This window comes from Apilactobacillus zhangqiuensis, from assembly GCF_019656215.1.
Lineage (GTDB): Bacteria > Bacillota > Bacilli > Lactobacillales > Lactobacillaceae > Apilactobacillus > Apilactobacillus zhangqiuensis.
In genome coordinates, this window is sequence record NZ_BPLK01000004.1 from 183438 (window position 1) to 204512 (window position 21075).

The 21075-nt window shown below is 35.6% G+C and carries 24 protein-coding genes and 1 riboswitch; of the genes, 11 read left to right on the plus strand and 13 right to left on the minus strand.

The genetic code is table 11. The features are described from left to right. Position 1: 1 nt before the first annotated feature. From K5Q07_RS05015 to glyA, 4 genes are all read left to right on the plus strand, one after another. Positions 2-859, plus strand: coding sequence for an aldo/keto reductase (locus K5Q07_RS05015; RefSeq protein ID WP_220729992.1), 858 nt, complete (start codon positions 2-4; stop codon positions 857-859). Between the two features lie 69 nt (positions 860-928). Beyond that, a complete protein-coding gene (locus K5Q07_RS05020) occupies positions 929-1213 on the plus strand; it encodes a hypothetical protein (RefSeq protein WP_220729993.1) in 285 nt (94 codons plus the stop codon). 65 nt (positions 1214-1278) lie between these two features. After that, a riboswitch (Lysine riboswitch) is annotated at positions 1279-1457 on the plus strand. A 149-nt stretch (positions 1458-1606) separates the two neighbouring features. Beyond that, entirely contained in the window at positions 1607-3106 is a 1500-nt protein-coding gene (yjeM, locus tag K5Q07_RS05025) for a glutamate/gamma-aminobutyrate family transporter YjeM (protein WP_220729994.1), read from the plus strand. 288 nt (positions 3107-3394) lie between these two features. Then, complete coding sequence (gene glyA, locus K5Q07_RS05030; protein WP_220729995.1) at positions 3395-4627, plus strand: serine hydroxymethyltransferase; 1233 nt, start codon at positions 3395-3397, stop codon at positions 4625-4627. Positions 4628-4922: 295 nt separating this feature from the next. Here glyA and K5Q07_RS05035 read toward each other — a convergent pair whose 3' ends face one another. From K5Q07_RS05035 to K5Q07_RS05075, 9 genes are all read right to left on the minus strand, one after another. Beyond that, entirely contained in the window at positions 4923-5399 is a 477-nt protein-coding gene (locus K5Q07_RS05035; protein WP_220729996.1) for a P-loop NTPase family protein, read from the minus strand. Between the two features lie 93 nt (positions 5400-5492). Continuing rightward, positions 5493-5675, minus strand: a complete 183-nt coding sequence (locus K5Q07_RS05040; RefSeq protein ID WP_220729997.1) for a hypothetical protein — start codon at positions 5673-5675, stop codon at positions 5493-5495. A gap of 61 nt (positions 5676-5736) precedes the next feature. Next, positions 5737-6285 (minus strand): biotin transporter BioY, encoded by a 549-nt coding sequence (locus K5Q07_RS05045; RefSeq protein WP_220729998.1) that lies wholly within the window; start codon positions 6283-6285, stop codon positions 5737-5739. Positions 6286-6425: 140 nt separating this feature from the next. Further along, positions 6426-8852: a hypothetical protein gene (locus K5Q07_RS05050; RefSeq protein ID WP_220729999.1), complete on the minus strand. Its 2427-nt coding sequence runs from the start codon at positions 8850-8852 to the stop codon at positions 6426-6428. A 306-nt stretch (positions 8853-9158) separates the two neighbouring features. Further along, positions 9159-9473, minus strand: coding sequence for a carboxymuconolactone decarboxylase family protein (locus tag K5Q07_RS05055; RefSeq protein ID WP_220730000.1), 315 nt, complete (start codon positions 9471-9473; stop codon positions 9159-9161). Position 9474: 1 nt separating this feature from the next. Next, complete coding sequence (locus K5Q07_RS05060; protein WP_220730001.1) at positions 9475-9900, minus strand: cupin domain-containing protein; 426 nt, start codon at positions 9898-9900, stop codon at positions 9475-9477. A gap of 12 nt (positions 9901-9912) precedes the next feature. After that, positions 9913-10317, minus strand: a complete 405-nt coding sequence (locus K5Q07_RS05065) for a MerR family transcriptional regulator (RefSeq protein ID WP_220730002.1) — start codon at positions 10315-10317, stop codon at positions 9913-9915. A 109-nt stretch (positions 10318-10426) separates the two neighbouring features. Continuing rightward, positions 10427-11227, minus strand: a complete 801-nt coding sequence (locus K5Q07_RS05070; RefSeq protein ID WP_220730003.1) for a hypothetical protein — start codon at positions 11225-11227, stop codon at positions 10427-10429. 474 nt (positions 11228-11701) lie between these two features. Then, positions 11702-12655, minus strand: a complete 954-nt coding sequence (locus K5Q07_RS05075) for a biotin--[acetyl-CoA-carboxylase] ligase (protein ID WP_220730004.1) — start codon at positions 12653-12655, stop codon at positions 11702-11704. 145 nt (positions 12656-12800) lie between these two features. Between K5Q07_RS05075 and K5Q07_RS05080 the strand changes: the two genes are divergently transcribed. The 4 genes from K5Q07_RS05080 (at position 12801) to K5Q07_RS05095 (ending at position 15971) form a co-directional block, all read left to right on the plus strand. Then, a complete protein-coding gene (locus tag K5Q07_RS05080) occupies positions 12801-13523 on the plus strand; it encodes an ABC transporter ATP-binding protein (protein ID WP_220730005.1) in 723 nt (240 codons plus the stop codon). Then, positions 13523-14602 (plus strand): ABC transporter permease, encoded by a 1080-nt coding sequence (locus tag K5Q07_RS05085; protein ID WP_220730006.1) that lies wholly within the window; start codon positions 13523-13525, stop codon positions 14600-14602. Before K5Q07_RS05080 ends, K5Q07_RS05085 begins: the two co-directional genes overlap by 1 nt. Before the next feature lie 3 nt (positions 14603-14605). Continuing rightward, positions 14606-15247, plus strand: coding sequence for a TetR/AcrR family transcriptional regulator (locus K5Q07_RS05090; protein ID WP_220730007.1), 642 nt, complete (start codon positions 14606-14608; stop codon positions 15245-15247). A 124-nt stretch (positions 15248-15371) separates the two neighbouring features. Then, complete coding sequence (locus K5Q07_RS05095) at positions 15372-15971, plus strand: helix-turn-helix domain-containing protein (RefSeq protein WP_220730008.1); 600 nt, start codon at positions 15372-15374, stop codon at positions 15969-15971. Between the two features lie 19 nt (positions 15972-15990). Here the strand turns inward: K5Q07_RS05095 and K5Q07_RS05100 are convergent, their stop codons facing one another. Beyond that, positions 15991-16842, minus strand: a complete 852-nt coding sequence (locus tag K5Q07_RS05100) for a hypothetical protein (RefSeq protein ID WP_220730009.1) — start codon at positions 16840-16842, stop codon at positions 15991-15993. Positions 16843-17031: 189 nt separating this feature from the next. Between K5Q07_RS05100 and K5Q07_RS05105 the strand changes: the two genes are divergently transcribed. The 3 genes from K5Q07_RS05105 to K5Q07_RS05115 all read left to right on the plus strand — a co-directional run bounded on the left by K5Q07_RS05105 (position 17032) and on the right by K5Q07_RS05115 (position 18721). Then, the gene (locus K5Q07_RS05105) at positions 17032-17412 is read left to right on the plus strand and encodes a MerR family transcriptional regulator (protein ID WP_220730010.1); all 381 of its coding nucleotides are present in this window, start codon (positions 17032-17034) and stop codon (positions 17410-17412) included. Between the two features lie 2 nt (positions 17413-17414). After that, on the plus strand, positions 17415-18278 hold the full coding sequence (locus tag K5Q07_RS05110) for an aldo/keto reductase (protein WP_220730011.1): 864 nt from the start codon (positions 17415-17417) through the stop codon (positions 18276-18278). Positions 18279-18436: 158 nt separating this feature from the next. Next, positions 18437-18721 (plus strand): hypothetical protein, encoded by a 285-nt coding sequence (locus K5Q07_RS05115; RefSeq protein WP_220730012.1) that lies wholly within the window; start codon positions 18437-18439, stop codon positions 18719-18721. Between the two features lie 27 nt (positions 18722-18748). Here the strand turns inward: K5Q07_RS05115 and K5Q07_RS05120 are convergent, their stop codons facing one another. From K5Q07_RS05120 to K5Q07_RS05130, 3 genes are all read right to left on the minus strand, one after another. Next, positions 18749-19585, minus strand: a complete 837-nt coding sequence (locus K5Q07_RS05120) for an SPFH domain-containing protein (RefSeq protein WP_220730013.1) — start codon at positions 19583-19585, stop codon at positions 18749-18751. Positions 19586-19595: 10 nt separating this feature from the next. Next, on the minus strand, positions 19596-19796 hold the full coding sequence (locus tag K5Q07_RS05125; RefSeq protein ID WP_054606104.1) for a hypothetical protein: 201 nt from the start codon (positions 19794-19796) through the stop codon (positions 19596-19598). Positions 19797-19907: 111 nt separating this feature from the next. Beyond that, positions 19908-20948 carry a zinc-dependent alcohol dehydrogenase family protein gene (locus K5Q07_RS05130; protein WP_053796176.1) on the minus strand — a complete coding sequence of 347 codons (1041 nt, stop codon included), beginning with the start codon at positions 20946-20948 and terminating at the stop codon, positions 19908-19910. Positions 20949-21075: the final 127 nt, after the last annotated feature.

Genomic DNA, 21075 nt, shown 5'->3' on the forward strand with positions numbered 1-21075 from the left:
TATGCCTAACTCAATTAAAGATACCATAAAGCTAAGAGACGGTAACCAAATGCCTGTAGAAGGATTTGGAACCTATAAATTAGCGGATCAAGATAGTATGGATGCAGCAATTAAATCTGCATATGAAGCTGGATATAGATTATTCGACACCGCACAATTCTATAATAATGAAGAACTACTAGGTAATTCAATCAAAAAGCTACAAATTAACAGAAATGAAATATTCATTACCACTAAAATCCCAGAACCAAAGCAAGGTTACCAATCAACTTTAGACGCGATTGATGAATCACTTGCAAAGTTACAAACTGACTACATCGACTTATTACTAGTTCACTGGCCAGTTCGTTCACACTTCTTTGAAACTTGGCGTGCATTTGAAGACGCTAAGAAGGCTGGTAAGGTTAAGTCAATTGGTGTAAGTAACTATCACCAAACTCACTTAGATTTACTAAAGACTAAGGCAAATGAAATGCCTGTCGTAAACCAAATCGAAGTGCACCCTTACCTAAGTCAAAAATCAATGCTAAAGGCTAACGAAGACGAAGGAATCGTTACCCAAGCATGGAGTCCAATGGGTCGTGGTGCTACTCTAAACGATGACACCATCCAAGAAATTGCCAAGGCTCATGGTAAGTCTACTGCTCAAATCATTTTAAGATGGCATCTACAAAATGGTGTAACCATCATTCCTAAGTCCAGCACTCCACAAAGAGTTGCCGAAAATGCTGACTTATATGATTTTGAATTATCAGATCACGAAATGAAATTAATCGATGACTTAAATCAAGACTTCCGTACAGGTGACGATCCAGAAGTCGTTTACGAAATTGAACATCAATACCCTCGTCACAAGTAAAAAAATTAGTAAGTAATTATACTAAGTGTATAATTACTTACTAACAATACATATTAAGGAGTTTTGGTTATGGGTTATATAATTGTCGCTTTGCTAGCAATGGGTCTTTTCCTAGGATTTGGTTACGTTATCGTCTACGGTGCCCTATTCATCATTTGGCTGATTAGCTTATTTTTCGATCGCGATGAACGAAAAAGAGCAAATGAAGAAGCAAAGAGAAACAATGAAATGTATCAACGAATGATTAGTGACCTACAAGCTGAAAACGAGGTCATCCGTCAGAGAACCGAAGAATTAAAGGCAGAAAACCAACGAAAACGAGAAGAAATTGCTCGTAATCAAAACCAAAATTAGATATCTATATATTTTTTGTTGCATTTTTCTCAATTAGCGTTACTATATATGTAATTTAATAATTTATCTAAGGAAGAGGCGCAAATGTTAAAAGTAGCTTAGTAGAACCATTTAGGTGGTATTGAAACTAAGTGAAAGGAACATTTGCCGAAATAATTGGTTACCTGAATAACTAGTTGTTGGGTCCTAGTTGAACAAGCTAGGGACTGTCGTGAATAGTCATTCACGGGGTGCTTTTAAGATTATACGTAGAGAATTTAACACGATAATAATTTTAAAAGGACTATTCGAATGAATAGTCCTTTCTTATTACAAGACCTCCTTTTGATAACAATCAATCGGTGGTCTTTTTCTTTACTGTGGCACTCTTCTTTTGAAGGGAGAATATAATTTATGGATAAGGTTTCAGTCAACAAGAAGATTTCAACGATGGGATTAGTATTAATTATCTTTTCCACCATCTTTGGAATTTCCAATTCACAAACAGCGTTTTATCAAATGGGATACTCAAGTATCCTCTGGTATGTATTAGGAGCGGTGCTTTTCTTCATCCCTACTAGTATGATGTTCGCCGAATTTGGTTCATCATACAAGGATGCTCATGGCGGGATTTACTCCTGGCTTGAAAATTGTATTGGTAAGAAGTGGGCATTCATCGGTAGTTTCACATGGTTAGCCGGCTGGATTATTACCCTTGTCTTCATGTTAACTACAATGTGGATTCCTTTAGCCGTTACCATTTCAGGACATGATACTACTGGTAGTTGGCACATCGGATCATTAGATTCAACTGCTACAGTCGGAGTCCTAGGAATTATCGTCATCATTGCCGTTACCTGGTTAGCCAACCATGGTATGAAGTCAATTGCTAGTCTATCCTACTTCAGTGGACTTATCGGAATCTTTGATATGGCAATTTTCATCTTACTATCAATCTTCGTTTTAGCAGCCAACCACGGACACTTTGCCGAACCGGTTACTGCACAGGCATTTGTACATTCACCAAACCCTGCCTTTCAATCACCAATTGCTGTATTTTCTTTCCTAGTTTACGCCATCTTTGCATACGCTGGTATGGAAACACTAGGTAGTATCACAGATAATACCAAGAATCCTAAGAAGACTTTCCCTCGTGCCGTTGTTATCGCAACCATCATAATGACCGTTGGATACCTAGTTGGCATTTTACTTTGTGGTATTAGTACTAATTGGTTACATACTTTAAGCGGATCAAACGTCAACTTAGGTAACGTTCGTTTCGCATTACTTACTAACTTAGGATATGTATTCGGTCACAACTTCTTGCATCTAAGTGTTGCCCAATCCTTAGTAATGGGACAATGGGTAACTAGAATCACTAGTTTGACTGGTTTTCTAAGTTACGCTGGAGAATTTATTTTCTTAACATATGCACCAATCAAGTCATTTATTGAAGGTTCACCTAAGGAATTATGGCCAAAGCGTTTAACTAAGATTAACCGCTTCAACGTTCCTGCCAACGCACTATGGGCACAATGCCTTGTCATCGTCTTAATCATCGCAGGAATTTCATTCGGTGGATCAAGTGCACAAACCTTCTACACTATCTTGACCGACATGAACAACATGACCACTGCCGTGCCATACTTATTCTTAGTCATTGCCTTCCCTGTCTTTAAGAAGCACATCACTCAAACAAGTGATAACTTTGTTTTCTACAAGAACAAGTGGACAACCTGTATAACTTCTATCGTGACAATTTTAGCTTTAAGTTTTTCAATTATTTTTACGACACTTCAACCACTATTACAAAATGACTTCCAAACCGCATTCTGGACACTATTTGGACCAGTCTTCTTCATCTTCATCGCATGGTGTTTTTACCATCGTTTCCAAAGTAGAATTCCAAATTAATTAAAGAAATAGTTTGACAGTCAAATTTTTTTGGTCTATTCTTAAAAGCAACTTGAAAGTAGTAGTTCAAAAAGACTTGTTAAGCGAGTATCTGATTTAGTGAAACGAGATACCTTGTCCTTGAACGAAGGCAGTCAAGATTTATCAATTGAATCGAAATCTTAATGCGCATTAAGAACCAGAGGTATCAAGTGCGAGCTTGATATAAAACTAAGGTGGAACAGTGTTACGACGCCCTTGTACGAAAGTACAAGGGCGTTTTTTTATTTACCAAAAGGAGAATGAATTATGTACGATTTTTCAAAAGAAGATCCAGAAATTTTCAAGGCAATCGAACACGAAAACGATCGTCAAGATAACGTAATTGAATTAATAGCATCAGAAAACATTGCATCCAAGGCTGTTTGCGCGGCTCAAGGTTCTGTATTAACTAATAAATACGCAGTAGGTTACCCCGATAAACGTGTCTACACTGGAAACGAAGCAATCGATGAAATCGACAAGATTGCCAAGAAACGTGCCGAAGAATTATTCCATGCTGAATATGCAAACGTTCACCCTCACTCAGGAAGCCAAGCTAATCAAGCTGTCTATGCCGCCTTCTTACAACCCGGCGATAGAATTCTTGCAATGAGCGAACATGCTGGTGGTCACTTCACTCACGGTCAAAAACATAACTTCTCTGGTCAACTTTACGAATCACACTTCTATGGTGTTGATCCTAAAACAGAAATGTTAAATTTTGACAATATCCGTCAAATTGCTTTAGAAGTAAAGCCTAAATTAATTATCGCTGGTGCCTCAGCATACAGTCACATCATTTACTGGGAAGAGTTCAGGAAGATTGCTGATGAAGTCGGTGCCATCCTAATGGTCGACATGGCCCACATCGCTGGTCTAGTCGCTGCCGGTGTTCACCCTAACCCAGTTGAAGTTGCAGATGTTGTCACCACAACTACTCACAAGACATTGCGTGGACCACGTGGTGGTATGATCTTAGCCAAATCAAAATACGCAGATAAGTTAGACTATGCAGTCTTTCCTGTCTCACAAAGTGGTGCTTTGGAACACGTTATTGCAGCTAAGGCCGTTGCATTAGGTGAAGCTTTAAAACCAGAATTCCATTACTACGCTAAGCAAGTAATTAAAAATGCTAAGGCCATGGCCAATGTCTTCAACCAAGACGAAAAAATTCGTGTTGTCTCAGGTGATACTGAAAATCATGAAATGACTTTAGATTTAAATGCCGTTGGTTTAACCGGTGATCAAGCAGCTGAATTACTTTATTCAGTTGGTATCGCCACCAACAAAGAATTACTACCACTAGAAGACGGTGATACTATGGAAGGAATCCGTATAGGTACTCCTACCATCACCAGTCGTAACTTCAATGAGGAAGATTCCACTAAGGTGGCAACTATTATTGTGGATGTATTAAACCACCCTGGTCATCAAAACATTTTAGATGATGCCAAACAACAAGTGCATGACTTAGTTGTAGCACATCCAGTTACCAGATAAATATGTAAAATAAAAAAGACCTTCTTGAGAGAGAGCGGTCTTTTTTGAGAGAGATAAGAAAATATAAATGCATTAACGAGATGAGAGGTCTCATTAATATAATAAATATGAGTTAACTGATCGCCTTAATGCGAACAACTGTTCTTATTATATATGACGATCTAAAAAAACACAAGGATTAATATAAAATAAAAGCTGTTCATAAGCAAGGGTTTATAACATATTCATATATTTTTTAATTAGAAATTAATTATTTACAAATATATCTCTCTTTTAAATCCAATGTAATATAAACCTAGAATAACGGCAAATCGTTGATATCATCAATGATTTGATTACTATATTGTTCAATGCCACCGTTTTCTAATTTTACATCATCATCAGAAAGTAAATCAAAATCAATCCACCACGATTTTAGCTTGTCGACGTCATGTGGTTGAATTTTTTGTTCGTTATACTTCAATGTTTGTTTGAACGAATCACTGAAATAATATACCAATTGTTGGCTACCGAAGTCTTCAATTAATTCTTGTATCATTTCCCCATATGCATCCTTGGGCAAAATTCCATCAAGAATGACATAGTGAAAATGTTTCTTCCCATAGTTAACCAACTTTTTGATCATTTCGATTTGGGTTGCGTTATGTTCTTCATTGATATCTTGTTGAACCAACATTACGTTTGTGGTTCCTAATTTTTCTTGTAGAGATGAAGCAACACTGGTCTTACCGGTCGCTGCGTTTCCTCTAAGCACAATTAATACAGGATCCATGTTTTCCTCCGTTTTCAATAATCAATGTATCTATTATAAACGTTTTTGTACTATATTAATATGTAAAAAGCAGCAGGCATTCGCCTACTGCTTTTATTTATTTTCATATTCATCTAAAACTTTTTTCCATTCAGCTACGTGTTCTGGTGTGTCGGGTTTTGGCATTAACATGTAGTTAAACTTGATATCTTCAATATCATCAGTAGAAGTCACTTGTTCAACAAGTGGGCGTAACTTCCAACCTAACATAGGATTAATCATTTTTGATGTATCCAAGAAAACATCTCCCCTTTGCTTTTGATACCATTATATACGTGTATGAATGAAATCAAAAATATTAAGCATTCTTATCGATAATCGGTAATAAGCGCTTTGCGATGAAAGCAGCGATAACTGCCTTGATGACATCACCTGGAATAAACACCATGTTGGCAATAAAAGATTGTGATAAGGTAATGTGACTTTGCACACTAATCCATACAATCGCAATTAAGTATGTAATAACGATCCCGACAACAATGGATGTGATTAATAAGTTGCAGAAACCATCTCTTGGTAGGTATTTACCTAATAGGCGATTGAAGAACGCCATTAGTGATGGCATTAATAACCATGAAATTAGGTATCCACCAGTTGATCCGATGAAGATAATGGCTCCACCACGGCCACCAGTTAGAACTGGTAAACCAACAGCGACCATCACCATTAGGATTGCCACTGAAATAGTTCCTTTCTTGCCACCTAATAGTAGTCCGGCAAGGATAATCCCGAAATTTTGTAGCACAATTGGTACTGGAATAACCGCGACCGGAATCGCTGGTACAAATGCCAATGCGATAATTAGTGCTGTCATTAAAGCAATTTGTGTAATATCTCTTGTTTTCATATCTCTCTCCTCATTGTTAACCAATACCTTTTAATAAGTTAACAATTAGATATATTACAGATTGTTAACCATAAAGTCAAATTTAGTTGTTAATAAAGACATACAAAAAAGACGCCATCATTTGATAGCGTCTTTTTAGATTACTTAGTTAACTTACGAACTACTTTTCTTAGGTGAGCACGTTTAGCAACTAAACTACGTCTGTGCTTTTTAGTTAAGTGTTTTGACTTTAACTGTTTGCTAATCTTAGCAATTGCCTTCTTGTCGGCCTTCACTTTTTTAGCAGCACGTTTGGTTAGGTTTTTGTGGTGTTTCTTTACCTTTTTAGCAGCTTTCTTTGACTTCTTTGAAACCTTTTTTGATTTCTTAGTTGTCTTCTTAACATGTTTCTTAGCAGCCTTTTTAGCTACCTTCTTCTTAGCAGGCTTTACATGGTTCTTCTTAATTTCTTTACGAAGAGCTGTTGCTTTCTTGTGAAGACGTTTTCTAGTCTTCTTAGAGATCTTCTTACTGTGTAACTTCTTAGTAATCTTAGCAAGTTTCTTCTTGTCACGTTTGACAATAGCACGCTTAATCTTGTTCTTTAAAGCGTGAATCTTCTTTAGAAGAGCCTTCTTAGCATGCTTGGTTAACTTCTTGTGTTTTAGTCTCTTGTTTAACTTAGCAAGTGCTTTTTTACTCTTCTTAATTGAAACCTTCTTGGCCTTTGGAGCCTTCTTAGCGGGTTTCTTAGGTTGACCTGAATTGTTCTTGTCTGATGGCTTATCAGCGGGTTGATCAGGCTTTACATCTGGTGTAATAGTTGAATCGTTACCCTTGTCACCATCAATCTTAGTAGATGATGCAGTGTTGTCATCATTGGCTTTTTGGTCATTTGATGGCTTCTTATCATCATTAGCCTTTTGGTTAATACTATCTTGTAATTCAGCAATAGCTAATGAATGGTTGTTTTTTAATCCTTTAAGTAAAGAATTGATTTCTGACAGTTTTTGAATGTTGCTAATGTCAGAATTATCATCTTTGTTTGCATCATTGATTAAGTCATAAGTTCCGTTCAAACTATTGTTTAATTCGGAAGAATTACTAAAGCTTTCACCAGATTTTTGAATTAGGGACTTAGTTTCAGATTTCATTTGGTTAACAGTTGATAACTTGCTATTAAGTTCATCAATCTTGTTATTAACAATACCAGAATTATCTAAAATATTAATTAAATGTTGTAGATACTTATCTTGATAATTTTCAGGAATTTCTAGTTTATCTTCAATATTTGAAACTGATTCAGTATCAGCATTATCACCCACTCTAAATGAAAGTCCATCATTTGAAGAATCATTAGTACTCTTGTTTACTTGTTGTTTCTTGATAATTCCATTTAAAAATTGATCAAACTTTTTGTAGTTAGCTGCTTTTTTCTTCTTAGATGCTGCTTTTTTAGCTGCTTTTTCAGTTTTTGCCTTAGCTTTTTCCTTTTTAGCAGCATCTTTTTTAGCTGCCTTTTGCGCTTTACTTGAAGCATCTGCCAATTCATCTTGTAACTTATCTGAGTTAATCATGTCTGTTACTTCTGAACTTTGTTCTTTTTCTTGGTTTAGAGCATCGTTGTAAGCCTTATCTACTTCTGCCATCTTGGCATCAGCGGCCTTTTCGCTCTTTTCAAATGCTGCTTCTTCTTTTTTAGCTTCTGATTTTTCCTTTTGTTTTTTAGCTTTTTTGGCGGCCTTTTCTTGTTTAGCTTCTGATTTTTCCTTTTGTTCTTTAGCTTTTTTGGCGGCCTTTTCTTGTTTAGCTTCTGATTTTTCCTTTTGTTCTTCAGCTTTTTTGGCAGCCTTTTCTTGTTTAGTTTCAGATTTTTCACGTTTAACTTCTTTAGATAAACTATCATTAGCAACTTTATATGAATCATCCATCATGTGTGACATTTCATCCATGGCTTCTGCTTCATATCCGTGATGATTATAACTGCTAATATTTGCCTTAGTAGTTTTTACTTCATTTTTTAGTTCATTTAAATACATTTCTGTATTTTGACCATGATTATCATCATTAAGTGATTTATTTAGACTGTTTAAATCGTTTTCAACTGATGATTTTAATTTCTTGAAGTTATCATTAGTGTTATTTTTTATAATTGATGATGCTTCATTTAAAGCTTTATCAATATATTCTAAATAATTCACTTCATTAGAAATCTCTTTTTTTAATTCATTCGTATTCTTAATATCCTTGTTTTTATCACTTAAGGTTTGTAATTTGGCTTGGCTTATTTCCTTAGAAAATGCTTTTTGAACATCTGCATCATAAAGAGATGCTTTTGCCAATTCTTCAATATAAGAACCCTTTACATAGCCAATTGATTCATTGTAATAATCATACAAGTAGTTTTGAATTTTATTTGCTGCTTCTAGTAAATCACGATCATTTATTTTTTTACCCCTATTATTATCGTTGATTTTACTATTTGAAATGCTAACATCAGCTTTAGAAATTGCTCCAGTTGTTGTAGATAACAACATTACTGATAGCGGAATAATAGCTAATGTCATATTTTTGAACTTTTTGTTCATTTTAAAAAAATCCTCCCTAAAAATATAAATGAAAATAATACGAATGATTTCATAGTAGCATTTTCTTTTTTAAAAAAATTATTCATGCTAAAAAATTTATTATCTTTTAATAATGCTTAATTTATAATTAATACAAATCAGCATTCATACTAATTTTATTCTTAATCAATAAATATAAAATTATTAAAATATAACTATTTATATTTTTAGAGACAAAAATGAGAATAAAAAAATAACCGGCTTCATGCCGGTTATTATTCTATATTGACGTTTATTTTTTGATAATTATACCGTAATTCACGAAAATTATTGGAATACTTGTCTAGCAACGTTGAACGCTGACCATGCTTTTGGCCACCCAACATAGAATGATAAATGGGTGATTATTTCCGCAATTTCATCCTTGGTAATCCCATTTTGTTTACCCATTTTAAGATGTGCTTCCAATTGTTCGAAATTGTCTGCAGCAATCAAACTGCTGATGGTAATCATACTTCTTTGTTTTAAAGATAACTTTGATTCTCTGCTCCACACCTGACCGAATAGAACGTCATCGTTGATTTCCGCAAATTTAGGAGCAAAGTCGCCTAGATTGTCTCTACCTGCTGTTTGTTTCTTCATATTAATCACGCTTTCCTTCATTATTAGCTCGATTGTATTGATCATCATTGACTGGTTCTAGCCATTCTGGAGTCCCTGCAGTGATGGCAATGTGAGAGAACCAACTATCGTTAGTAGCACCATGCCAATGTTTAACACCATCATGAGTCACCACTACGTCACCCGGTTGCAATAATCTAGCTGGTTTGCCTTCTTCTTGGTACAAGCCCATTCCACCAGTAACTAGTAGTAGTTGATATCCATCGTGGTGAATGTGCCAATTGTTACGACATCCAGGTTCAAAGGTAACGTTTCCCACTCCGACATTTACCTCGTCTTCAGGGCTAATCAAGCCTTGAAGGTAGCTTTGACCTGTAAAGTATTGTGCGTATGCATCGTTCTTTGGTCCGCAATCAAAAATAATTCCGTTCTTTACTTCTTCGTTCATTAGCGATAACTCCTATCTAAATCGTTTAAGATATTCTTCGAAGCTTTCGTCGACTTTATGACTTAGTTTGCCATCATACCAATCAATCTTATGGGACAAAACATTTAGGTGAGATTCTCGTTCGTGAATTTCTGCCAAACTCCTCTTCTTCACTGACTGTAATAACTTCTTTCTTTGGTCAATGGTGGAATCACCTTGTTTGCGTAATTCCACATATTCCTGAATTTCAGTCATTAACATCCCAGTTCCCTTTAAATGCAAAATAAAACCAATCCATTTCACGTCTGAATCATCGTAATAACGACGATCGTTTTCATCACGCTTGGGGATAATTAGTTTTTGTTTCTCGTAATATCTCAATGTGTAGGTTGTCAAACCAACCTGGCTGGCAAAGTCACCAATACTGTATTTACTCATAAAAAAGTCCTTTCTACTAACTTCAAGGATAAATGTACTATTTAGAGTTAACTCTAAGTCAAGTATATAAAAAAAGAATCATCATTTCGATGATCCTTTTTTATTTTGACTATTCCTTGTGAGCAGCCTTTTTGTGTGAAGCTTTCTTTTCAGCCTTCTTGTGTGAAGTCTTGTTAACATGCTTCTTAGTTACTTTCTTTGAGTGCTTCTTAGCATGTTTTTTAGCGTGCTTCTTTGAAGCTTTCTTTTCTGATTCTTTCTTTGAATGCTTCTTTGCATGCTTCTTTGCATGTTTCTTAGCAGCAGCCTTCTTATGTGAAGTCTTCTTTACATGCTTCTTAGTTGTCTTCTTTGAAGCTTTCTTAGCTTTCTTTTCAGCAGCCTTCTTGGCTTCCTTCTGAGCAGCAGCTTTCTTTTCAGCCTTTTTAGCTTCTTTCTTAGTAGTCTTCTTTACAACTTTTTTAGCAGCTTTCTTTGAATGTTTTTTAGCTACATGTTTTTTAACCGTCTTAGTTGCTTCTGACTTAGTTGCTTCAGTTGAAGTAGTAGTCTTGGTTGCTTCTGGTTTAGCTTCTGACTTCTTGTCTTCAGTAGTTGTAGCAGTCTTATTTGTGTCTGTTGAAGTAGTAGTTGCGGACTTATTTGTGTCTGTTTTTGCAGCATTTTTGTCATCTGCTTTTGATGCAGTTGTGTCTGATGACTTTGTATTGTCTGTTGTTGTAGCAGTTTTATCATCTGAACTCTTTGATGCATCTTTTGATGCAACTGGAGTACCTTCTGAACTACCCTTGCTTGAATCTGATGCAGGTGCTGGTGTTGATGTTGCAGCAAATGCACTTACACCAGTTGAGAAAAATAGAGTTGCGGCAGGTACTAGAGCTAGTACAGCCTTTTTAAAGTTCTTTTTCATAATAAAATCCCCCTTGAAATCCTTATTCAGGATTCGTTTTTAATTTAAAAATTTCGGTAATGACGTCGTCATCATCGTAAAACAGTAAATCTAAAAACTGTATAGATGCATCATATATGTACTATACAATCAGGTGATCATTTCGGTTAAAATGAAAAATTCTAATCAAAAAATCATCTTTATTGATACAAAAATCGAAAAACACGATTAGCTCGTATCTTCCGTAAAATCAACAGACCAGACATGCAGTAAACCAGACTAGATTATAAGTTTTATAATCTATGTTTAATATATCACTAATCTTATAAATTAGATGAATAAAATATCAACATGTAATAGACGTTATGTTCAAATATACTTAAGAAACATTGACAATATAATGTTTGTACATGTTAAATTTTTTTAAAGATAATCGCATATATTTCACCAACGTGTACAATGAGTGAAAAAAAGACACCTTGTCCAAGGTGTCTTTTAAAAATTCACTTTTACAACTTCACCATTATTAATGGTCGTCTGTTTTCCATCAACGTCCAATAACAAGTGACCATCTTTATCGATTCCAGTGACAGTTCCGTCAATTGTTTCTTTAGTGGTATCAACGCTGACCTGCTTGCCATTTAAGAATGACATCTTTTGGTAGTCTTCGATGAAGTTAGCTTCTAAGTAATGTGGGAACTCTTCATCAAAACCATTCACGATATTGGCGACTAGCTCGTTCTTGTCGATTTGTTTATCACTGATCCAGCCGACCTTATCCTTCATTTCTTCGGGAATTTCTTTGGCAGATAAACTAATTCCAACCCCGACAACGATTGCTGATGGCTGCATTAATTCTGCATCCATGACCAGTTCAGTCAAAATTCCAACAACCTTTTTGTTGTCTACATAGATATCATTAATCCATTTAACTTTAAAATCAATTTCTGGATAGCTCTTCTTTAAAGCTTTAGCCACTACCACTGCTGTCATGGTAGTTAGTAGACCAGGATTAAGATGTTTAGCATCGTGGAATGGAACCACCATACTCATGTAGATTCCACTCTTGGCAGGTGAATAGAAACTTCTTCCTCTTCTACCGTGTCCTTGAGTTTGCTTTTCAGCAATCACCAAACGATGTTTGCCATCTGGATTTTGATCATTAATTTGTTTGGCATATGAATTGGTAGATGTGATTTCCTTTTTAAAGATAATTTCGTAATCATCATTCAAGTCGGATTCAATTAACTGTGGATTTAGTTCGTCGTTTCCTATGTACTTGTAACCTTGATTAGTCTTGCTATCGATTTGGTGACCTTGTTCTTTAAGTTGATTAATCAGTTTCCAAATCATGGTACGACTAATGTTCATTTCATTTGCTAATTGATTACCAGACACCCATTTACCCTTGTGTTCGATAAACAATTGCAACAATTGATCTTTTTTCATCGTGAACTTCCTTTCATTACTAAGTAAATCATATCATAATAAAAAAATTTTAAAAAAAGTATTTGCTTTTTTAAATTACCTGATATAGAATAATTTCCGTTAAGTAAGTTAGTACTCACTCACCTAATTATTAGGAGGTATTATTATGACAGAAAAAATCATCTCAATTAACAATTTAAAGAAAAAATATGGCCAACAAGTCGTTTTAAACGACGTATCATTTGAAGTCGATTACGGTCAAATCGTTGGCCTAATCGGACCTTCCGGAGCCGGTAAATCTACCATTATCAAGTTAACCTTAGGAATGGAAAAAGCCGACAGCGGTAACTCTGAAGTGTTCGGCATTCACATGCCTAACCGTAAAATTCTAAACAAGATGGGCTACATGGCACAATCTGATTCACTATATAGTTCCCTATCAGCTAGAGAAAACCTAATCTTTTTCGCCAATATGCGCGAAGTTAAGAAGGAAGATTTGGATAGCGAAATTGACCGCGTTTCTCAAGTTGTCGATTTAAAAGATCAATTAGACAAAAAAGTAGATAACTTCTCTGGTGGTATGAAACGTAGATTATCACTAGCAATCGCCCTTCTAGGCAACCCCCAACTACTAATTCTAGATGAACCCACAGTTGGAATTGACCCCGCTCTTAGAAAAAACATCTGGATAGAACTGGGCAAACTAAGAGATAACGGTTGCTCCATTCTAGTAACTACCCACGTTATGGACGAAGCAGAACTAACAGATCGTGTTGCTCTTCTAATTGATGGAAACATCATCGCAGACGACACACCAAATAATCTAAAACAACAATATGATGTAGATAGCATTGAAAATGTATTTATGAAAGCCGAAGGTGATATGTAATGAAAACACTATCAATCTCAAGTCGTATATTAAAAGAAATTTTTCGTGACAAGAAAACATTAGCAATGATTTTTATCGTACCTATCATTGTAATGGCATTGATGTCATACGTTTTTAAATCATACAACAATACAGACATTAACATCGGTACTGTGAATGTCTCACAACAAGTTGAAACTAACCTTACTAAGGTGAAAAACGTTAACATTAAGGAATACAAATCCCAAAAGGATGCAGAAAATGCATTACACGATGATCACATTGATTCCTTCATCGTTTACAAGAACAATGATTACAAGATGGTCCACGCCAACATCGATGCTTCAAAGACTAGCATGACAAAGGCTGCACTATCATCTGCATTGACTCAATCAAGCATCAAGAACATGTCTTCCGCACTAGCAAAGGTTTCACCAGTAAAACAACCTCAACCTAAAATTCACCTATCCAATGAATACAAGTACGGTAGTAGCAAGACTAACTTCTTCGATAAGATGATGCCTACTTTAATGGCATTCTTCGTCTTCTTCTTTGTCTTCCTAACTTCTGGAATGGCACTTCTAAAGGAAAGAACTTCTGGAACATTGGACCGTCTACTAGCTACCCCAGTTAAGAGATCCGAAATTATCTTTGGATACTCACTAAGTTACGGACTAATGGCTATTTTCCAAACAGTCTTAATCGTTTTATTTACAATCAAGGTGTTAAACATCGAAGTAGTCGGATCAATCTGGCTAATCCTATTAACCACATTCCTACTATCATTAGTGGCAATTGCAGCCGGCCTTCTTCTATCAACTTTCGTAAAATCAGAATTCCAACTAATGCAATTCATCCCACTAGTGGTAATTCCACAAATCTTCTTCTCTGGATTAATTCCACTAGAATCTCTTGATACTTGGGCAAAAGCATTATCATTTATCTTCCCAATCAAGTACGCTGCTGAAGCAATTAGCAACGTGATGATGAGAGGCTTTACATTCACTGGGATTGGTATAGACTTGGTAGTAATAATATTATTCATTGTCGTTTTGACCTCCGTAAATATTATCGGATTGAAACGTTACAGAAAGGTATAATCAATGGAACAATCTAATTACACCAGTTTTAATGATTGGCTTGAGAATAGCGAGATGCCAAACGGTAAACGTAAGGTATTAAAATCTGCTATCAAGCTTTTCTCACAAAATGGATACCAATCGACTTCGACTTCGTCAATCGCCAAAGATTGTGGTCTAAGTGAAGCCACTGTGTTTAAACACTTTAAAAACAAAAAAGAATTACTAGATACAATCATTACCCCTATCGTGAATACCTTAGCACCTAGCTTTGGTCAACAATTCGTTGAATCGGTGAACCAACACACCTTCAAAATCGATGAAATGATTGAATACATCATTACCGATCGTTTCCACTTTATCGAAGAAAACCACCAAATGATTAGTATCATGGTCAGTCAATTATTGATTGATAATGAGTTAAAAGACCAACTCGAAGAAATCATGCTACCAAAATTATCTTTCATCATCGATAAAGCTAACGCTTTAATGAAGCAAGATGACAGTGTTTCTGACGACGTTTCTGCTGAAGAATTATTCAGAACCATCAGCGGTCAGTTACTAGTATCGACCGTAATTGAATTCAAATTCCCATCAGATAGTTGGGATACTGAAAAACAAATTCAATCGATGATTAAAGTCTGCAAGAAAGTAATTCATAAATAGAAAAAGCATCCTGAATGGATGCTTTTTTGTTGATATATCAACGTTGCAAAGAAACTTAGCTAACTATTTTTGACAAACTTTTATATAATTATCACAATCAATATTTGAAAAGGAAGCGATAAAAATGCAATTTGGCGATCGTTTAAAACAACAACGAAAAAATAAAAACTTAACCCAAGACGATGTAGCAGCAAAACTCAATGTTTCTCGTCAGACCATATCCAGTTGGGAAAATGAAAAAAGCTACCCTGACATTAAGAGTCTAACTGCTCTAAGTGATATGTATGATATTTCATTGGATACCATGCTAAAGGAAGATAGTGGAATGAAGGAATTTATTGAGAAAAATGATTTACGAAAGAAGCTTTCTGGACTAACTTACTTCACTTACGCTCTATATGGTTTAGTCGTAACTATGTTCATCTACATAATTAGCAATATTGTAAAACTTAATCACACCTTTCAGTTATTAGGAGTATTAATTTTTATACTCTCTTTAGCTCTAATGATAGCAATTTCGAAGATACTTAAGGAGTTAGGATTTTTGAACAATTGGAGCCCAATAAATAAAATACATAATAAAACATTCGCTTTATTTGCTGTTGTAATTGTTTCTTCATTTACTTCAGAATTATTTGTTAGTCGTCATATTTATATGCCATTCATAATTTTAATCGTAATCTATGAAGTAATGATACTCATTTATTATTTACGAAACAGATAAAAGTTCAACATAAGAAATCCTATATCAAGCCTTTAATCAAATCGTTTATAAAATCATCATTGTTAAACTTATATAGCAAAGCTCTATGTTTAGCGTCTGTAATCTTTAACATTTTCGTTTTGACATTACCTTCTATATAAATGTTTTTATATCCTTCTTCATATAAGGTGTTTTGCACGTTGGTGAAGTACTTATTCAATCTTTGGTTATCCTTTAAATTATAATTCGTTATAGAATTAAGTATATATGGCATTAATGTTATAAGGGATCCATCTACCCCCCTAACATAAATTGGAGTAGTTCCATTTAACTTTCTTATTTTGTATATATTATCGCTACTAATATTGTAAATTTTTTCTTCATCTATGTTCTCACCCAGTATTCTGTTTCCTAACGCTTCAGGAAAAACATCATATAATTTCTGAACATCGTTCACATTTGTATATGCCCCCCTCCCATGTCTACCAAAATTAAATATATATACCGTTCCTTCACTATAATAAACTTGTAAAGTGGTGCCACTATTATTTGCAATATCAACGACCCTATTTCCTATCTTTTTGTTTAAATGTAAATGAAGTATTCCAAAGTGTATAAACATTCCATCCCTATTTAAACGTCTAGCTTTTTTTGACAAATACATGGATATCCCATTTCCATTTTTTAGCGATTTTACAATATCTTTTACTACATCAATATACTCTTTTCTTTTATATATTTCCGGAGATACCTTTACTTTAACAGGAAATTCCAAACATTTCCTCTTGTACTCAAGGTACTCAGAAAGGGACGGATTAGACACTTTCAATTCGTATTCTGCTATTCTTTCACAAATCTCTGTCCAAGCATTAAAAAGATTGCTTATTTCCATAAAATATTACCTACCTTTATAAATTCAATGCGTTCGTTATATATTATATTTCATTAACTAAATTGAACTACAACCTACTTACTTTTAGTAATATCTAAAATTACAATATAAATATTTTGCTCTTTTTTCTTGCATTGGAGTTCACCCCAAGGTTTATACTTTTCAATAATCAAGTCTGGAGGTAATCAAATGAACATTAATGAAGTCAGTAAAAAACTAGATATATCAAAAGATACCCTTCGTTATTGGGAGAAAATTGGCCTACTTCCTCCCGTCAAGAGAAACGCGAGTGGCTATCGCGATTACTCAGAGCGAGACGCCAATTGGGTATATTACATTAAGGCATTGCGCAATGCTGGTATGTCGATTGAAAGACTACTGGAATTTGTTCATTTATATCTAAAAGACATTGATGATTTGGATCGTCGCAAACAGCTATTAATCGAACAACGCAAAGAACTTCAAGCTGAAATTGCCAAACGACAAGAGACCGTCGATTATCTAACGTTTAAAATCGACCACTTCGAAGAACACGTAATGAATCAAAAAGACGAAATTAAAGGAGAATAATTATGAACACAAGAACTTTAGCAAACAACGTTACTGTCCCTACCCTAGGTTTTGGTGTCTTCCAAGTACCTAATCAAGGTGCTGCCAAACAAGCAGTCATTGACGCAATCAAATCCGGTTACCGTTTAATCGATACCGCCGCTAGTTACGGAAATGAAAGAGAAGTCGGTGAAGGAATCAAAGCAGTAATTGAAGAAGGCATCGTCAAACGTGAAGATTTATTCATCACTTCAAAGCTATGGGTACACGATGTTACTGCCACAAAAGCACCTAAGGCAATTCAAGATTCACTTGACCGCCTTCAATTAGACTACTTAGACTTATTGTTAATCCACCAACCATACAACGACGTGTTTGGTGCATGGAAAGTAATGGAATCTGCTTATAAAAAAGGTGTCGTAAAATCTATTGGGGTTTCTAACTTCGACAACGCCCAAATTACTAACTTGGCTGAATTTAACGATACCAAACCAATGGTTGCTCAAATCGAAGTTAACCCATTCTGCCAAAACATTGAAAAGGTTCAATATATGCAAGATTATGGTGTGCAAATCGAAGCTTGGGCACCTTTTGCTGAAGGTCAACACGACTTATTCAAGAACGAACTACTTCAAGCAATCGGTGACAAGTACAACAAGTCAGTCGCTCAAGTTGTGCTTAGATGGTTATACCAAAGAGATATCATCCCTTTGGCAAAGTCTGTTAAACCAGAAAGAATGCAACAAAATATTGACGTCTTAAACTTCGAACTATCTAACGAAGATATGAAACAAATCAAGACACTAGATACTAATCAAAGTCAATTCTTTGATCATCATGATCCAAAGATGATTAAGTGGATGGCTGGACGTACAATCGAATATTAAAAGAAAAGACCTTGACGTACGTCAGGTCTTTTTTATTCTTCATTGTCAATTGTAGAATTTCAAACGTTTCGATCGCAGGAAATCCGATAATCATAAACGTTTCTGCAAATTGAGTTCTTTTTAAATTTGATATACCATGTCTACGTAATACATTAATTATGAACGGATGTGAAAACAAAATGGGATTCATTATTTTTCTACTAGTCCTTGCTGCACTTTACCTACTAGAAGTATACGTACTAACCGATACGAAGTACTTTTGGGTTGGTGGAATTCTACCACTAATAATTGATATCTTAGCCATCTTCTTAATGATTGCTTCAAAGAGTTATTCATTCCACGACTTCGCAATGGTATTTATTGTCTTCTTTGGAACTCTATGTATATGGGGATATGGTGACGATCGACACAAAAAGAAAAACGGCATTAAAAATGATAAATAAAAGGCCTGACATTTGTCAGGTCTTTTATTATTCTTTAGTTTCTTTCTTTTCGTTGTTTTGCTTTAGTAATTTCGCAAAAGTAGTCATTTGACCGTATGAGTCTGCACCATCGTTTGGTACAACCACCATGTTGGTGTCTGAATTAGCTAGATTGCTGAATGCTTCGATGCTTTGAGCATTGAAGTACTTGTCATCTGCGCCACGTAAGGCTTCTTGAATCTTATCGATTCTGTACTTTTCGGCATCTGCCTTAGTCTTAGTAGCTTGAGCGTTAGCTTCAGCAGTCGCAACTAATGCTTCGTTTTGCGCCTTAGTACGTAGTTCAACTGACTTGGCATCCCCTTCAGCACGTGAAATTTCAGCTTGACGTTCACGGTCAGCAGTAAGTTGAGTATTCATGGCTTCTTGAATTGCCTTACTTGGAGTTAATTCATCGATATTAATACGATCAACGTTAATTCCATAGATGTCGGTTAAATCACCAATTGCATCGGCTAGTTCTTTATTGATTTCCTTAGTGGAACCCAACACTTCGTTTAGATCCATACGACCGATGATATCTCTTAAATGACCACGGACTAATTGAACCATGGACATTACTGAATCAGTGTTTTCGTATTGGTACTTAACGGGTTCAGTTACGTGATAGTTCAAACTGACGCTACCTAATACTTCGGCGTTATCCTTAGTAATCAATGAATACTTTGGTAGTAACTTAGGTTGCATTGCAAGACTAACGGTTCTAACGCGTTGAATGAATGGAATGTAGAAGTGCAAACCAGAACTTAAAGTGTGGCTGTACTTTCCTAATGTTTCAACTAATCCTTCGTTATTTTGACGAATGACTTTAACTCCAAATGGCATAACAAATACCTCACTTAATTTTTTGTAAATGAAGAGTATTACCTGTGTTATTCACGACCGAATATTCCGCATGGTCATCATAGGTAGAATTGTCGGATAACTCATAGCGATACCAAATACCGCCAACTTGAACCAATGATTTGTCAGTCGAGAAATCACTATTGGTGACGACCCTTCCTAAAAACATTCGATGTTCTAAATTGTCAGTCATGAAAAACACCTCCCCCTTTATTCACGTCCCATTATCCCATTGTTGTATTTAATAGTCGATACATTTTGTATAAAAAAAGACCGGCATCAGCCGATCTTTTCTTTTTATTTATTAATCGTTAACAACAGTAGCCTTGATAGTATTTCTTTCAGCCATGTCCTTGTATGCTTGGTTAATGTCTTCTAGTTTGTATTTACCAGTGAAGACCTTACCTGGGTGGATAGCACCAGATAATACGGCATCCAATAGTTCTTGTCTGTCGTAAGTAGTAACTGAGGCAATTCCACCAGCAAGTGCAATGTTCTTACCAAATGGAGTCACAACATCTAGGTTACCTGAATGAGGCAAACCAACACGACCAACCTTAGCACCAGGACGAGCAACATCTAAAGCAGTTTGAGTTGATAGTTCAGTACCAACACATTCTAGTACAGCGTCTGCACCGTTACCGTGAGTTAGTTCCATAACCTTCTTCACGGCTTCGTCACCACGTTCAGCGATGATATCGGTAGCACCAAATTCCTTGGCTAGCTTTTGTCTGTCTTCGTGTCTACTCATTGCGATGATTTGTTTTGCACCACGTAGTTTAGCGGAAATAACACCACATAGACCAACGGCACCATCACCGATAACTACGGCAGTGTCACCCTTTTGAACATCAGCAGTACGAGCTGCGTGGTATCCAGTAGCCATAACATCTGATAAAGCTAATAGTGAATCTAACATTTCATCACTGTAGTCTTCTGGTTTACCAGGAACCTTAACTAGTGACCATTCACCGTGTTGAGCTCTTAGGTATTCAGCTTGAGCACTTTGAGTGAAGTTATCTGAATGGTTTAGACAACTTCCATCGTAACCAGCTAAACAAGCGGCACAGTGACCACAACCGTGAGTAAATGGAACGATTACGAAATCACCAGGTTGTAGAGTAGTGATGTCTTTCCCAACAGTTTCAACAACACCCAATGCTTCGTGACCATTGTTGTAAGCTGTCTTCTTGTATTCGTCTAATCCACGGTATGACCATAGGTCTGATCCACAGACACAGGTACGAACTACCTTTAGGATAACGTCGTCATCTTTTTCAATCTTTGGCATGTCGACGTCTTGAACTTCGACCTTACCAGGTTCAATAAATACTGCACTTTTCATAATTGAAGCCTCCCATATTTTCAATAAGTACAATTATTTCATATAAAGTGCACTTTAAGTCAAATGATAAGACTCGATTTTTTTGGTGTAAAACATTTGCATTATACGAACAAATGTTCTATTATAA

What these genes read in the sequence shown, in the direction of transcription:
- K5Q07_RS05015 (WP_220729992.1), top strand. Translation starts at nt 2, where the DNA reads ATGCCTAACTCAATTAAAGATACCATAAAGCTAAGAGACGGTAACCAA.
- K5Q07_RS05020 (WP_220729993.1), top strand. Translation starts at nt 929, where the DNA reads ATGGGTTATATAATTGTCGCTTTGCTAGCAATGGGTCTTTTCCTAGGA.
- yjeM (WP_220729994.1), top strand. Translation starts at nt 1,607, where the DNA reads ATGGATAAGGTTTCAGTCAACAAGAAGATTTCAACGATGGGATTAGTA.
- glyA (WP_220729995.1), top strand. Translation starts at nt 3,395, where the DNA reads ATGTACGATTTTTCAAAAGAAGATCCAGAAATTTTCAAGGCAATCGAA.
- K5Q07_RS05035 (WP_220729996.1), bottom strand. Translation starts at nt 5,399, where the DNA reads ATGGATCCTGTATTAATTGTGCTTAGAGGAAACGCAGCGACCGGTAAG.
- K5Q07_RS05045 (WP_220729998.1), bottom strand. Translation starts at nt 6,285, where the DNA reads ATGAAAACAAGAGATATTACACAAATTGCTTTAATGACAGCACTAATT.
- K5Q07_RS05050 (WP_220729999.1), bottom strand. Translation starts at nt 8,852, where the DNA reads ATGAACAAAAAGTTCAAAAATATGACATTAGCTATTATTCCGCTATCA.
- K5Q07_RS05055 (WP_220730000.1), bottom strand. Translation starts at nt 9,473, where the DNA reads ATGAAGAAACAAACAGCAGGTAGAGACAATCTAGGCGACTTTGCTCCT.
- K5Q07_RS05060 (WP_220730001.1), bottom strand. Translation starts at nt 9,900, where the DNA reads ATGAACGAAGAAGTAAAGAACGGAATTATTTTTGATTGCGGACCAAAG.
- K5Q07_RS05065 (WP_220730002.1), bottom strand. Translation starts at nt 10,317, where the DNA reads ATGAGTAAATACAGTATTGGTGACTTTGCCAGCCAGGTTGGTTTGACA.
- K5Q07_RS05070 (WP_220730003.1), bottom strand. Translation starts at nt 11,227, where the DNA reads ATGAAAAAGAACTTTAAAAAGGCTGTACTAGCTCTAGTACCTGCCGCA.
- K5Q07_RS05075 (WP_220730004.1), bottom strand. Translation starts at nt 12,655, where the DNA reads ATGAAAAAAGATCAATTGTTGCAATTGTTTATCGAACACAAGGGTAAA.
- K5Q07_RS05080 (WP_220730005.1), top strand. Translation starts at nt 12,801, where the DNA reads ATGACAGAAAAAATCATCTCAATTAACAATTTAAAGAAAAAATATGGC.
- K5Q07_RS05085 (WP_220730006.1), top strand. Translation starts at nt 13,523, where the DNA reads ATGAAAACACTATCAATCTCAAGTCGTATATTAAAAGAAATTTTTCGT.
- K5Q07_RS05090 (WP_220730007.1), top strand. Translation starts at nt 14,606, where the DNA reads ATGGAACAATCTAATTACACCAGTTTTAATGATTGGCTTGAGAATAGC.
- K5Q07_RS05095 (WP_220730008.1), top strand. Translation starts at nt 15,372, where the DNA reads ATGCAATTTGGCGATCGTTTAAAACAACAACGAAAAAATAAAAACTTA.
- K5Q07_RS05100 (WP_220730009.1), bottom strand. Translation starts at nt 16,842, where the DNA reads ATGGAAATAAGCAATCTTTTTAATGCTTGGACAGAGATTTGTGAAAGA.
- K5Q07_RS05105 (WP_220730010.1), top strand. Translation starts at nt 17,032, where the DNA reads ATGAACATTAATGAAGTCAGTAAAAAACTAGATATATCAAAAGATACC.
- K5Q07_RS05110 (WP_220730011.1), top strand. Translation starts at nt 17,415, where the DNA reads ATGAACACAAGAACTTTAGCAAACAACGTTACTGTCCCTACCCTAGGT.
- K5Q07_RS05115 (WP_220730012.1), top strand. Translation starts at nt 18,437, where the DNA reads ATGAACGGATGTGAAAACAAAATGGGATTCATTATTTTTCTACTAGTC.
- K5Q07_RS05120 (WP_220730013.1), bottom strand. Translation starts at nt 19,585, where the DNA reads ATGCCATTTGGAGTTAAAGTCATTCGTCAAAATAACGAAGGATTAGTT.
- K5Q07_RS05125 (WP_054606104.1), bottom strand. Translation starts at nt 19,796, where the DNA reads ATGACTGACAATTTAGAACATCGAATGTTTTTAGGAAGGGTCGTCACC.
- K5Q07_RS05130 (WP_053796176.1), bottom strand. Translation starts at nt 20,948, where the DNA reads ATGAAAAGTGCAGTATTTATTGAACCTGGTAAGGTCGAAGTTCAAGAC.